The 13,269-nt window shown below is 70.2% G+C and carries 12 protein-coding genes; 5 read left to right on the top strand and 7 right to left on the bottom strand.

What is annotated here, in order from left to right:
- The first annotated feature begins 8 nt into the window (after positions 1 to 8).
- On the top strand, positions 9 to 2,627 hold the full coding sequence (locus tag UK23_RS10205; protein WP_045311163.1) for an ATP-binding protein: 2,619 nt from the start codon (positions 9 to 11) through the stop codon (positions 2,625 to 2,627).
- Here the strand turns inward: UK23_RS10205 and UK23_RS10210 are convergent.
- From UK23_RS10210 to UK23_RS10225, 4 genes are all read right to left on the bottom strand, one after another.
- Positions 2,614 to 2,988, bottom strand: a complete 375-nt coding sequence (locus UK23_RS10210) for an ester cyclase (protein WP_045311164.1) — start codon at positions 2,986 to 2,988, stop codon at positions 2,614 to 2,616. The genes UK23_RS10205 and UK23_RS10210 overlap by 14 nt on opposite strands.
- Complete coding sequence (locus tag UK23_RS10215) at positions 2,988 to 3,407, bottom strand: Dabb family protein (RefSeq protein WP_045311165.1); 420 nt, start codon at positions 3,405 to 3,407, stop codon at positions 2,988 to 2,990. Before UK23_RS10215 ends, UK23_RS10210 begins: the two co-directional genes overlap by 1 nt.
- Before the next feature lies 1 nt (position 3,408).
- Entirely contained in the window at positions 3,409 to 4,533 is a 1,125-nt protein-coding gene (locus tag UK23_RS10220; protein WP_045311166.1) for an MFS transporter, read from the bottom strand.
- Between the two features lie 95 nt (positions 4,534 to 4,628).
- Entirely contained in the window at positions 4,629 to 5,612 is a 984-nt protein-coding gene (locus tag UK23_RS10225) for a TDT family transporter (protein WP_045311167.1), read from the bottom strand.
- A gap of 125 nt (positions 5,613 to 5,737) precedes the next feature.
- Between UK23_RS10225 and UK23_RS10230 the strand changes: the two genes are divergently transcribed.
- Together UK23_RS10230 and UK23_RS10235 are read left to right on the top strand one after the other, a co-directional pair.
- A complete protein-coding gene (locus UK23_RS10230) occupies positions 5,738 to 6,667 on the top strand; it encodes a LysR family transcriptional regulator (protein WP_045311168.1) in 930 nt (309 codons plus the stop codon).
- Positions 6,651 to 7,016 carry an HNH endonuclease gene (locus UK23_RS10235; RefSeq protein WP_045311169.1) on the top strand — a complete coding sequence of 122 codons (366 nt, stop codon included), beginning with the start codon at positions 6,651 to 6,653 and terminating at the stop codon, positions 7,014 to 7,016. The genes UK23_RS10230 and UK23_RS10235 overlap by 17 nt, the downstream gene beginning before the upstream one ends.
- Here UK23_RS10235 and UK23_RS10240 read toward each other — a convergent pair.
- Positions 7,002 to 7,547 carry a helix-turn-helix transcriptional regulator gene (locus tag UK23_RS10240; RefSeq protein ID WP_045311170.1) on the bottom strand — a complete coding sequence of 182 codons (546 nt, stop codon included), beginning with the start codon at positions 7,545 to 7,547 and terminating at the stop codon, positions 7,002 to 7,004. The two genes, UK23_RS10235 and UK23_RS10240, sit on opposite strands and share 15 nt — an antisense overlap.
- A gap of 159 nt (positions 7,548 to 7,706) precedes the next feature.
- Between UK23_RS10240 and UK23_RS10245 the strand changes: the two genes are divergently transcribed.
- Complete coding sequence (locus tag UK23_RS10245) at positions 7,707 to 8,909, top strand: cytochrome P450 (protein ID WP_045311171.1); 1,203 nt, start codon at positions 7,707 to 7,709, stop codon at positions 8,907 to 8,909.
- A 56-nt stretch (positions 8,910 to 8,965) separates the two neighbouring features.
- Positions 8,966 to 11,683 carry an AfsR/SARP family transcriptional regulator gene (locus tag UK23_RS10250; RefSeq protein ID WP_052684531.1) on the top strand — a complete coding sequence of 906 codons (2,718 nt, stop codon included), beginning with the start codon at positions 8,966 to 8,968 and terminating at the stop codon, positions 11,681 to 11,683.
- Here the strand turns inward: UK23_RS10250 and UK23_RS48460 are convergent.
- Positions 11,680 to 12,261 carry a hypothetical protein gene (locus UK23_RS48460; protein WP_156213000.1) on the bottom strand — a complete coding sequence of 194 codons (582 nt, stop codon included), beginning with the start codon at positions 12,259 to 12,261 and terminating at the stop codon, positions 11,680 to 11,682. The two genes, UK23_RS10250 and UK23_RS48460, sit on opposite strands and share 4 nt — an antisense overlap.
- Positions 12,262 to 12,286: 25 nt before the next feature.
- Positions 12,287 to 13,269 (bottom strand): polysaccharide biosynthesis C-terminal domain-containing protein (locus UK23_RS10260; protein WP_045311192.1); only part of this gene is annotated, 983 nt, incomplete at its 5' end.

The following is a 13,269-nucleotide window of genomic DNA, read 5'->3' on the forward strand; positions in this document are numbered from 1 at the left end:
GTGCGGCCATGCCCTCACGCCTGCTCGGCCGCGACGATGAGATCCGTTGCCTGGACGGGCTGATCGGCGCGGCCCGCGAAGGCCGGGGCGGAGTGCTCGTGCTGCACGGCGAGGCCGGGATCGGCAAGAGCGCGCTGCTGGAGCACGTGCGCGAGACAGTGTCGGGGTTCCGGGTCCTGGACGCCTCGGGTTCGGAGTTCGAGACCGAGCTGCCGTTCGCGGCACTGCACCAGCTGTGCGTCCCGCTGCTCGACCAGCTCGCCGGCCTGGCTCCCGGCAGGAGAGCCGCGCTGGAAGCCGCATTCGGACTGAGCAGTGCGACGCCGGACGTGCTCCGGATCGGACTGGCCACTTTGGACCTGCTCGCCGCGGCGAGCCCGGTGGTCTGCCTGGTCGACGACGCGCACTGGCTCGATGACGCGTCCGCGAAGGTCTTCTCGTTCCTCGGGCGGCGACTGGCGGCGGACGCGATCGTGCTGGTGTTCGCCGCACGGGAGCCCGGTGTGCTGACCGGACTGCCCGCGCTGGTGGTGAAGGGGTTGCCCGACGCGCAGGCGCGGGCGTTGCTGGCGGCCGAGCCGGTGGACGACAAGGTGCGGGAACGGCTGCTCGCCGAGGCGCGCGGCAATCCGTTGGCGCTGCTGGAGCTGCCTCGTGCGGGCGGGTTCGCGCTGCCGGACGTGTCGTCGGTGCCGAGCGCGATCGAGGCCGGCTTCCAGGCGAGGTTCGCTGATCTGCCGGACGACGCGCGGACGTTGCTGGTCGTCGCCGGCGCCGATCCGACCGGTGAGCCGCGGCTGCTGTGGACGGCCGCGCAGCGGCTCGGTCTGGACCTGACGACGGCGGGTGCGGCCGCCGAAGCATCCGGGCTGGTCACCCTGTCGACTCGGGTGCGGTTCTGTCACCCGCTGGCGCGCTCGGCCGTCTACCTCGCCGCTGATGCCGCCGAACGGCAAGCCGTGCACCTCGCGCTCGCCGCGGTGACGGACGCTCAGGCCGATCCGGATCGGCGGGTGTGGCATCTCGCGCAGGCCGGCACCGGACCTGACGACTCGGTCGCGGCCGAGCTGGAGAGATCGGCTTCCCGTGCCCGGTCGCGTGGTGGTGTGGCCGCGGCCGCGGCGTTCTTGGAGCGGGCAGCGGCGTTGTCGCTGGATCCACGGCTGCGGGCGGAGCGGACACTCGCGGCCGGGCGGGCGAAGTTCGACGCCGGAGCCGTGGACGACGCGGCCGAGCTGCTGAGCACTGTCGACACCGGTTTGCTGGGCTCGGCGGAGCTCGCGCAGGCCGATCTTCTGCTCGGACGGTTGGCGTTCGTCCGCAATCCCGTGAACGACGGGCCTGAGTTCGTGCTGAGCGCAGCACGGCGGATGAGTGGTGTTCCGGCGCGCGAGTGCGTGCTCGACGCGTTGGAGATGGGCCTGATGGTCGGCCGGGCCAGCGGTGTCATGGACGTCGTGGTGCGCGAGGCCCGGTCGATGCCTGCCGAAACGGACGTGCTGAACGCGCTGGTGGTGCTGTCCAGGGAGGGTCATCGGGCAGCCGTACCGTTGCTGCGGCAAGCTTTCACCGACGACCGTCTGATGTGGACCCGGCATCCGGCGCTGGCCACGATGCTGGCGGGCGAGCTGTGGGACACGTCGGTGCATCACGCCGTCACCGGCTGGCTCATGAGGACAGGGCGGGAGGCCGGGTCCCCGTTCGTGTTGCGGCTCGGGCTGGCGCAGACCGCCGTGGTGGCCGTGCACGCCGGCGACTTCGGGACGGCCATGTCGGCGATCGCCGAGGAAGAGGCTGTCGCGGACGCTCTCGGCGTGACTCCCCTGCCCTATCCCCGGTTGCACCTGGCCGCGATGCGCGGGTCTCGCGAGGAGCTGCGCCGGCAGACCGGGCACGCGACACACGCGGCTGGTCGCGTCGCGGGGCTGCTGGTCGCGAACGCGCACTGGGCTTCTGCCGTGCTGCACAACGCTCTCGGCGACTACCCGGCGGCACTGTCGGCTGCTCGACTGGCCGTGGAACCCGGAGATCTCTACCTGACCGGCATCTCGTTGCCCGAGCTGGTCGAGGCGGCGATGCGGTGTGGTGAGGAGAAGTCGGCACTGGCAGCTCTCGAGGATCTCACCGAGCGGACCACGGCGGCGGGCACCGAGTGGGGGCTCGGGGTCGCGGCCTCGGCACGGGCGCTGGTCTCCGGCGAAGAAGCGGACTACCGCGCTGCCCTGTCGCATCTGGAGATCACCACGGCTCGGCCCTATCTCGCGCGAGCTCACCTGTTGTACGGCGAGTGGCTGCGACGCGCTGGCCGTCGAGTCGATGCTCGTGAGCAGCTGCGGGCGGCACACGATCTGTTGTCCTCCATGGGAATGCAGGCCTTCGCGACGCGGGCGGCGCAGGAGCTGCGGGCAACGGGTGAGGTCGCCCGCAGCAGGTCCGCACAGGCTGCGGACGCCCTCACCGTGCAGGAGCAGCACATCGCGCGGCTGGTGGCCACCGGGGCGACGTCCAAGGAGGTCGCCGCCCGGCTGTTCCTCAGTCCCCGCACGGTCGATGCCCACCTGCGGAACGTCTTCCGCAAACTGGGCATCAACTCGCGGCGGCAGCTGAAGGACCTCAGCTGGTCCTAGGCATCAGGCCGAGCTGCTGAGCGGCCCACAAGCTGTCGGCGTTGGCCCAGTACTCGACGATCACACCGTCCACGACCCGCAGGATGTCGGTGCCGTAGAAGGAGATCTCCTCGGCCACGGCGTGCCAGCGGAGCACGTGGAACGGCTCCTGCACGATCGGCCCGACCTGGACGGTGAACTTCAGTCCCGGCATGTTCTCGTGCGCACCCCGCACCCACTCGGCGAGGTTCTCACGGCCCGTGTGGTCCTGAGGCGGCCCACCGAGCAACGGGGCGGCGTGCGAGACGAAGTTCTCGCTGACCGTGGTCTCCACGAGGGCGACGTCGCCGTTCCAGAGATCGGCCCATGCCTGCGCGACCATCACTTCTCCCCGTGCGAGCCGGGGGCGGCGCTGCCCGAGTACTCACCGAGGCCGGACACGAGCTTGGTCAGCTCGGGGTCGGAGTCGTACCGCTTCTGGTGCAGCGCGGCGATCTTCGCGCCCATCTCGGGGTCCTCGTCGTCGGTGATGTCGAACGACACGAACTTGTCCACGAGCGGCAGCCCCACGCGATCCGTGTTCCGGTGCGCCGGGTGGATCAGGTACTCCCAGTACCCGTCGAGGTCCTCGATGACGAACGTCGCGCCCCACTCGAACTCGCCACCGAAGTCACGCCCGACGACGAACGACTTGACGCTCGGAATCACCCGCCCCTGGTTGCGCAGGCTCTCCAGCGCCTCCTCGATCTGCTCGGGCGAGGCGTCCTGCCGCAGGGTGAACCGGTTGCCGTGGTAAATCATGTCATTTCTCCTTGTGTGCCAGGGCGAGGACCGCCCCTGCGATGGTGGTGACGACACCGGTCCAGGTGAACGCCGCCGGAATGGCGGCCGCGTGGACCAGTGGTGCGATGACGAGCGGTGACAGGAACTGCCCCAGGAAGATGCCCGCGACCAGTCCACTCAGGACTCTCCCGCGTTGTTGCGCGGTGGCCAGGTCCGCGAGCTGGAGGTTCAGGTTCGGCACGACCAGGCCAACGCCGAACCCGCCGATGAGGAGGCCTGCCGTGACCAGCGGGATGTTGTTGCCGTAGCCGATGAGGAGCCAGCCCAGTCCGAGGAGCGCGACGCTGGCCGCGGTGATTCGACCTTTGGGGAGCTTCGGGAATGCCAGCGCTCCGACGACGCTCGTCAGGGTGCTGCCGGCGACCACCACACCGATGACGGCCGGGCCGGCGCCCAGGTCCCTGAGGAGGAACGGGAGCTGCGTCGGGGCCATGTAGAACACCAGGGTTGCGACGAGCGCGAGCAGGTAGATGCCGATGGCCTTCGTGGGAAACGGCGCTTTCTCGGCTTTCTCGGCGGTTCTCGGCTCGTGCTTCAGGCCTGCGACGGCTGCCAGCGCGATGGCCGCCGCCACGCTGTAGAGCCAGAACGGCAGGCGCCAGTCGATTCCCGCGAGGATTCCCGCCAGCGGGAGGAAGACCACGCCGCCGAGGCTGGCCGCGGCTTGTTGGAGGCCGAGGAACTTGCCTCGTTCCGGGCCTTCGAACCAGTCGGTGATCAGCGCGCTGACTGAGGTCATGATGCCGCCGACTGCCAGGCCCAGCAGCGTTCTGGTGCCCAGTAGAACCGGGAGGCTGTCGACGAAGTAGCCCGCCGTGCCGGTGATGGCGTAGGCGGCGAGGCTGGCAGTGAGCAGCGGTTTGCGCCCGACTCGGTCTGCCGCCAGGCCCGCGACCGGGGCGCTGATCGCGATGGCCAGGGAGGTGATCGTGAGGGCCAGGCGGATCAGGACGCCCTCGCCGTACACCTCGCCCATCGCGGGCAGGCTCGGGGCGATGATCGCCGCGGCCATGATCGTCAGCGTGGCTGAGGCGAGAACCACCGCCCGTGCCGTTCGCGTTGGTACAGTTCGTGTCGTTGTCACGACGAGAAGGTTCGTGGCTGGTGTTGGCCGTTCGCGTCGGTAGGTCTTACGTAGATGGGCGGGTTACGTAGGTGGGCGCGCGGGCCGCGGACGAATCAGCGAAACGCGCGAGTTGTGCGAACGGCGACAGTCGCCCACGCGAGCACCAACGCGCCGTACAACGCGATCGCGATGCCGTGCAGCATCGACGACGAGACACTCCGGGCGAGCGCGCTCGTGCCGGTCACCAGCGTGCCGAGCGGGAACACGAAGCTCCACCACGTCAACGCGAACGGCAGCCCGCGCCGGGCCGTCCGCACCGTCACAGCCGCCGCCAGAGCCACCCACAGCAGCGCGAATCCCCACGTGATCGTGCCGTAGAGGACGCCGAACGCGGTCTGGCCGGGCAGCACGGGGACGCCCGCGAGGAGGTTGGCGGCGGTGATCGACTGGCCGAGCGGGCCGAGCACGATCCACAGCGTCGGCACGGTCGACGCGGCGCCGAGCCCGTGCTGGACGAGCCGTTGCCAGATCTGCGGCACGATCACCATCGTCGCGAACAGGCTCACGCCGAACAGCGCGTAGCAGCCGAGCACCATGGCTTGGCGCGGGCCTTCCGGCAGGTGCTGGGCGAGCAGAGCGCCCGACGCGGCGGAGACCATCGGCGGGACCACCGGCATCAACCAGCCGCCGAACGCGCGCTCGCCGCTGCCGATCATCCGCAGCGGCACCAGCACCGAGGTGGCCAGGCCGAGCAGTGTGCCGAGCGTCCACAGTGTCCAGTCGGCCGCCAGTGCGGCCGGCATGCCGATCCAGTCCTTGCCGAGCAGCAACGCGCCGGTGCCGACGGTCATCAACGCCATCGGTGGCGCGCCCCAGAACTGGGCCATCACGGGATCGGCGAGCTGAGCACGCACAGTCGCCCAGGTCCAGCGCTTGAGAGCGGCGGCCACCAGGAAGACGAGGAGTAGAGCGTCCAGCGCCCACACGAAGGTCGCCGGCGTGTGCAGGCCGGGCATGGCGGCTCCGGCCGTGGCGACGATCCCGGTTCCCATCACGGAAGCGAACAGGTTCGGGCCGAAGGGCGCCGCTCGTCGCACCTCGGGGGCACGGTGTGGGTGAGGTGCGGTGTGGGTGAGGTGCGAGAGCGGTCACGACACAACAATCCTCGCGGCACCGCGGGCCCGGTAGGTGGCAATCGCCGATGAACACATAGGCTGTCCCTATGCCTCTGCCGTCCAGGGTCACCGACCTGACCAGCTTCGACCTGCTGCTCAGCGTGGCCGAGCTGGGCAGCATCGGCCGGGCGGCCACAGCGCACGGCATGTCCCAGCCCTCTGCCAGCGAACGGCTCCGCACCCTGGAAGCCCGCGTCGGCGTACCGCTGCTCGAACGCACCCCGCGCGGCGCACGCCTCACCACGGCCGGGCAGCTCGTCGCGGGCTGGGCGGGTCCGGTCCTGGCACGAGCAGGAGACCTCGACGCGGGCATCACCAGCCTCAAAGCGGACCGCCACAGCCACCTCCGGATCGCCGCGAGCCTCACCGTGGCCGAGTACCTGCTGCCGGCGTGGCTGATCGCGCTGAGAACGGTCAGCCCGGACACCGCGACCGTGCTCACGGCGGGCAACTCGGTGCACGTCGCCGAGCAGGTGCTGGCCGAACGCGCCGATCTCGGCTTCATCGAGTCGACCGACGTGCCGTCCGGGCTCGCCACTCGCACAGTCGCCAAGGACGAGCTGGTGCTCGTGGTCGCGCCGAGCCATCCGTGGGCCAAGCGCCGCAAGGTCACCGCGGCGAAAGCAGCCGCGACCCCGTTGGTGAGCAGGGAATCCGGCTCGGGCACGCGGCAGGCCTGGGAGCACGCGCTCAAGGCGAAAGGCATCGACAAGAACGCCGAACCGTTGCTGGAGATGTCGTCCACCACCGCGATCAAGGCCGCCGCGATCGGCGGGATCGGGCCCGCGGTGCTGAGCGTGCACGCCGTGGAGGCCGATCTCGCGACCCGCGTGCTGATCCGCGTCGAGGTGAGCGACGTCGATCTGCACAGGACTTTGCGCGCGGTGTGGCCGGCGGGCAGGACACCCCGAGGCCCCGCCTCCGACCTGTTGACCATCGCGACCCGTAGTCTCACTCATCGTGCCGACCGGAGGTAGCAAGCAGGTTCGCGCCGCTCGCAAACGCAAGAAGCGGATGGCGCGGGTCGAGCACGACCTCACCGACGCGCAGTGGGACGCGCTCAAGACGTCCTGGGGCGGATGCGCTTACTGCGGCAAACCCGCGGAGTCCCTCCAGAAGGACTGCATCCAGGCGATTTCGCGCGGCGGCAGGTACACGCTCGGCAACGTCGTCCCGGCGTGCGGGTCGTGCAACGCCAGCAAGTGCAACGCCGAGGTCACCGGGTGGATGCGGCGCAAGAAGCTGGACGAGCGCTCGTTCCTGGTGCGGCACTACGAGATCTCGAAAGACCTGACCGCACACTTCGCCCCGCTAGATGGCGCCTGACCTGATCGCGAACGCCACCGCGTGCGTGCGGTTGCGCAGCTGGAACCGCGTGAGCACCTGCTGCACCATGCTCTTCACCGTTCGCTCCGAATAGGACAGTTTCTTCGCGACCTCTGCCGTCGTCCACCCCTCGGCGAACAGCCGCAGCATGTCCAGTTCACGCTCGGCCAGGCCGGCCATGGCGGGCAGTTCGGACCGGCCCTCGAACGCCGCCAGCACCGTCGACACCAGACCTTCGCAGGTGAGGTCCCGGCGCGGCAGGATCGCGACGACGCGGTGGTCGATGGCGCGCGGCAGTTCCTGGGCGCGCAGGTCGTCGGTGATCAGCACGACGCACGCGGACGTGCGTTGGGCGACGATCCGCAGCTCGGCCGTCAGCCCGGCGCCCTCGGTGGCGACGAGCACGACCTGGGCGTTGCTCAGCGAGTGCTCGGGCAGCACCTGGACCTCCGGCCGCAGCCGCAGGTAGCCCGCGATGCCCCAGCGGGTGACCGAATCCTTCGCGTGCACCGCGACTCGCACTCGTTCCATGTCCCGAGCTTTCGGCAGCGCTCTCCATTTGGACTCCACGCCGTCTCCACGCGCGTGCCCGATCGGGCAGCGCACCCCGGCAACCAGGGCGGATTTCCCCAAACGGAGGCCTGGCTGTGCCTAGGTTCGCCCCCTCCCCTGCGACAAGGAGGTCTGTCGATGTCCGCCACCATCGATGCCCTCGCGGAACTCGCCAAACCCGAGCAACGCCAAGATCCGTACCCGTTCCTGCACTGGCTGCGCGAGAACGACCCGGTGCACCGCACGAACTGCGGTTTCTACCTGCTGAGCAGCTACGACGACGTCGCTTACGCGCTGCAGCGGTCCGACGCGTTCGCGGTGCCGGACGAAGCCGCGATGTGGCGCGAGGTCGGTTCCGGGAAACGGAGCCATCCGGCGGTCAAGAAGCTGGTCACGGCGTTCGCGGCGAAGAACCACCCCTGTTATGCCCGATTGCGGGCCGCGATAGCGCGGGACATGACGCCCGCGCGGGTGCTGCAACTGCGGCCGCGAATCCTCGAACACCTGGGCAACCTCTTCGACGACCTCGGGCCGCGGCTGGTCGCGGGCGAGACGGTCGATCTGCACGCCGAGGTGTCCGTGCCGCTCACCCAGTACGTGTTCGCTGACCGAGTGGGCGTGCCCGATGTGGACCGCACCTGGATCGCGGACACCATCGCGTTGATGACTCGGGCATTGGCCTCCGACGACGCGCAGCTCGTGCTGGCGGCGGATCGGGCGAGCAACGCGGTCGAGGACTACTTCCACGCACGGGTGGCCGAACGTCGTGCGGCTCCTCGCGACGACCTGATCACGCGGCTCGTCGAGGCGCACGACGGTGAGGACGAACTGCTCATCGCGATTCTCTGGATCATGTGGATGACCGGGTACGAGAGCACCATCTCCGGCATCGACCGCGTTGTACAGGCGTTTCTCGCCAACCCGCCGCTCCGGTCGTGGTGTGACGGCGATCAGTCCCAGGTGCAGCGGTTCCTGGACGAAGCGCTTCGACACGACGGCGTCGTCCTTTACACACCGATTCCGCGCATCGCGTTGTCCGAGGTCGCGCTGGGTGGCGTGACGATCCCGGCCGGCGCGTCGGTCCGGATGCTGATCGCGGGCGCCAACCGCGACCCCCGCGTATTTCGGGATCCGGACACGTTCGACCCGACCCGCGACCCGCGCCGGATGCTGTCGACCGGCAACTGCTGCGGGACGACGCTGGGCCGCGCGGAGATGGCCCATGTGGTGACAGGACTGCAACAGCGGTTCCCCACGATCGTCGCCGCCGGTGAGCCGACGTGGAGCCCGGCCAGCGTCGCCCGACGGACCGTCGAAACGCTTCCGGCCCGATTGGCCTGATCCGCGTTGTTCGGACGGGCATCGCATTGCGCTGAACGGGCGAATACCCTGCCCGCATGGGCGAGCTGCGCGTCGACGTGCTCGGTGATCTGCGGATCACCGTCGACGGCGCGCGGCTGGAACCGTGCCAGCCGCGGCAACGCGCGGTGCTCGCGGTGCTGGCGATGCGGTCGCCGCACTCCGTCTCGCGGGCCGAGCTGATCGACGCGGTGTGGGGTGACGACCCGCCGTCGAGCGCTTCGGGCAGCCTGCACACGTACATCAGCGCGTTGCGGCGGCTGGTCGAGCCGGATCTGCCGCCGCGGGCGTGTGGAAGCCTGATCGTCACGACCGACAGCGGGTACGCCTGCGCGGTGGCGCCGTCCGATCTCCGCGAGTTCGAGTCGTTGCGCCAGAGCGGGCAGCTGCGACCGGCGCTGGAAACCTGGCGTGGCACCGCGCTCTCGGACGTGCCGGGTCCGTTCGCCGAACGCCAGCGCGCCCGGCTGGAGGAGCTCCGGCTGACCGCGATCGAGGACTGGGCCGAGGCCGCGATCTCGGCAGGTGAGCACGGCGAAGTGGTCGACACGGTGACCCGGGTCGTGGCCGATCATCCGGTGCGGGAACGGCTCGTGCGGCTGCTGATGCTCGCGTTGAGCAAGTCAGGCCGTCAGGCGGAGGCCCTGGCCGCGTTCCGGACCTGTCGTACCGCCCTGGTCGGCCAGCTGGGCGTCGAACCGGGCTCTGAGCTGCAGGAACAACACGCACAGATCCTCCAGGGCGGCCCGGTTTCCCGGGCTGTGCGGCCCGCTCAGACCACGCACGACACGATCGGTTTCATTGGGCGCGACAGTGAGATCGCCGAGCTGTGCGCGCGGTTGAGCGGGTCCGAGCCGCGCACGGTCGTGATCTCCGCGATCGACGGCACCGGCGGGATCGGCAAGACCGCGCTGGCCGTGCACGTGGCGCACCTGCTGGCCGGCCGGTTCCCGGACGGGCAGCTGTTCATCGACCTGCAGGGGTTCGCGCCGCACAGTTCGCCGGTGCCGCCGGACGAGGCGTTGCGGCGGTTGCTCGCCGGGCTCGGCATCGACCAGAAAGTGCTGCCGGACGACCTGGACGGCCGGGCCGGGATGTACCGCAGCGTGCTCGCTGATCGTCGGGTGCTCGTGTTGCTGGACAACGCTTTCAACGCCGAGCAGGTCCGCCCGTTGCTGCCCGGCGTGTCGGCCAGCGCCGTGCTGGTGACGAGCCGCAACCGGTTGAGCGGACTCGTGATCTCCGGTGGCGCGCACCGGGTCACGCTGGACGTGCTGCCCGAGGTCGAGGCCCTGGGGTTGCTGCGGTCGATCATCGGTCATCGCGTCGACGCCGAACCTCAGGCTGCTCGTGAGCTGGTGCGGTTGTGCTGCGCGCTCCCGCTGGCGTTGCGGGTGGCGGCGGAACGGGTGAGCGTCGGTCCGAACAGGACACTCACGGCCCTGGTCGAGGAACTCGCCGCGGAGCGCCTGGACGGGCTGGAGGCCGACGAGACCACGGCCGTGCGGGCCACTTTCTCCTGGTCGTACCGGGCTTTGTCGCCTGAGGTGGCGCGGATGTTCCGGCTGCTGGGCCTGCATCCCGGCCCGACGCCGTCACTCGGCGCGGCCGCGGCTCTGGCCGGGTTGCCGGTGCGGGAAGCCCGCCGGCTGCTGGACGTCCTGTGCGCGGGCCACCTCGTCGACGAGATCGCGTTCCGCCACTACAACTTCCACGACCTGCTGCGGACCTACGCGCACGAGAAGGCGCTCGAGGACGAGCCCACCCCGGAGAAGGCCGTCGACCGGTTGCTGTGCTGGTACCTGCACAGCGCGGACGCGGCCGACCGGCTGCTCTTCCCCGGCCGCAGGCGGATGCCGTTGCCAGAGCTGCCGGAAGACGTTGCGCCGCAGACGTTCGAGAGCGCGGACGACGCCCGCGCGTGGCTGCGGACCGAGTACGTGAACCTGATCGCCGCGATCAGGCACGCTGCCACGAGCGGCAACATCGAGCTGGCCGCGCGGCTCCCGCTGGCGTTGATGAGCTTCTTCGAGTTCGACTCGCACTTCGACGACGGTCTCGCGATGTACCGGCTCGGTCTGGACGCCGCCACCGCTTCCGGCAACAGACGCGCGGAAGCCGCGCTGTGCAACAACATGGGCATCCTGCACTCGGTCCGGCGGTCGTACGACGACGGTGAGCGCTGGTTCCAGCGCGCACTGCCGTTGTGGCAGGAGATCTGCGACGAGCACGGCGAGGGCCAGGCCCTGATCAACCTGGCCGGCGTCTACGTGGGCCGCGGGACCGGCGACGCGCCGGCCGCCGAACGGCACCTGTTGCGCGCGTTGGACATCTTCGCGCGCCAGGACAACCAGCTGGGCCGCGTCTTCGCGATGACCCACCTCACGACGGTCCTCAAACGCATGCAGCGCCTCGACGAAGCCCTGGCGTACGGCATGGAGGCCGCATCCACCGCCCGCGATCTGGGCGCCGACGTCATCGAGGCGGCCACACTCGGCGACCTCGGCCGGTTGCACGAGGAGCTGCGCGACTTCCCCGCCGCGCTGGCGTGCCACGAGGCCGCCCTGGAAATCCACGTGCGCGTCGGCAACCAGCTCCGCGAGGCCCGAGACCACCTCTGCATCGCCTACGTGTGCCGGGACATGGGCTTCTACGAACGCATGCGCGCCGAGTACACCCGTGCGTTCGCGATGCTGGAGGAGCTCAACCCGGCCGAGGTGGAATCGGAACGGGCCGCGTTCGGCCCGCTGCCCTAGGTTGGAGGGAAGGGGTACACCGGCATCGACCCGGTGTACGGCGCGGGCACGATCTTACCGCTCGTCGTCAGCGTGAACGACATGGCCGGGTAGTAGGCGTCGAGGTACCGCGCGAAGTTCCCCGGCGGTGGCGCCACCACCCCGACCTCGACCCCTGACCCGTCCACTTCCGGCCCGGCCTGCACGATCTCGATCCCGCGGCCCTTCCAGTACTCGCGGTCGTCCATGACCCGCGTGACGTGCTCGGCCATCTCGGCCTTCGTGTACCTGGCGTCGCGGAACTCGATCCGCGCGTCCGGCGCCACCCTGCGCACCTCTTCGTCGAGCCTCGGATCCGGCTTGCGGTGGACGACGATCATCGCGCCCCGGATCTCCAGCCCGGCGTAGGTGCCGGCGAACTCCTTCTCCAGCAGCGGCTGCACCGCGTCCGCGGCCTTCGTCAGCACCGGGTCGTTCATCGGCGTGGTCAACGGCACCGGCGTGGTGGTCAGCGGAGCGAGCAGGCCGGGTTCGCGGCGGTTGTTCCCGCAGGACGTCACCGCCACCAGCATCAACACGAGCAGGACAAGTCTCCCCATGGCCCATAGGACGGAGCCGGGAGCCTCAGAGGTTGCCCGCTTTCCGGAACGCGACCGCCTGCCCTGCCGCCACGGCCAGGTTCGCCAGCGCGAGAGCGACCCAGAGGCCGGTGAGCCCGTGCGCGGCGGCCGGGACCGCGACGATCGCCAGCACGCCGTAGCAGACCGCGAACACCGCGAAGCTCGGCGTCGTGCGCTTCCGCCCGGCCAGGCCGAACCCGAGCACCGCCTGCAGCCCGTCCGCGAGCACCACCAGCACGATCAGCCCCAGCAGTCCGGTGACCACGTCCACGACCGCCGGATCGTCGGTGAACAGCCGTGGGACGTCCCCGAGGACGATCACCGCGCAGATGACGGACAACGTGACCGCGGTGCTCGCGAGACCGGCCGTCATCGTGCGCTTGTCCACCTGCGGCACGATCGCCTGCCCGATCGCCACGGCGGCCGTGAACGCGAGGCTGACGAGCGCGGTCGCGATGTTGTGCGCGGCCGCCGCAGTTTCACTCACCCATGCGGCGGCGATCGCCAGCACACCCAGCACGGCGAACTTGACCAGCACGGTGCCCGCCATCGGGACGCCGACCTTCGCGAGCTCCCAGATCTGTCCGAAGTGGACCCGGAAGCCGAGCCGGCCGCGAAGCCGCTTTCGCAGTCCCGAAACGGTGATCAGGCATCCGACGAGCTGAGCGGCGCACAGGGCGACTCCCGCGCCGTTGAGCCCGAGTGGACGCACCAGCAACGGCGAGAGGATCACCGTGCACGCGGCACCGGCGAGACCCGCGTGCAGCACGACCCTGGACTGCCGCAAGGCGACCAGGCACGAGGTCGCCGCCGAGCCGAACCCGTTGAACAGCACGCCCACGGCCATCAGCAACGGGAACGGCCCGAGCTGCTCGACGGTCGCGGACGGCACTCCGCTGGCGCGTGCGATCAACGGGGTGGAGGCCACCGCGAGCGCGCCGGGAACGCCGACGAACACCGCGAGCCACCTGCCGTCGCGCACCGCTC

It is taken from the genome of Lentzea aerocolonigenes, assembly GCF_000955955.1.
GTDB classification, from domain to species: domain Bacteria; phylum Actinomycetota; class Actinomycetes; order Mycobacteriales; family Pseudonocardiaceae; genus Lentzea; species Lentzea aerocolonigenes_A.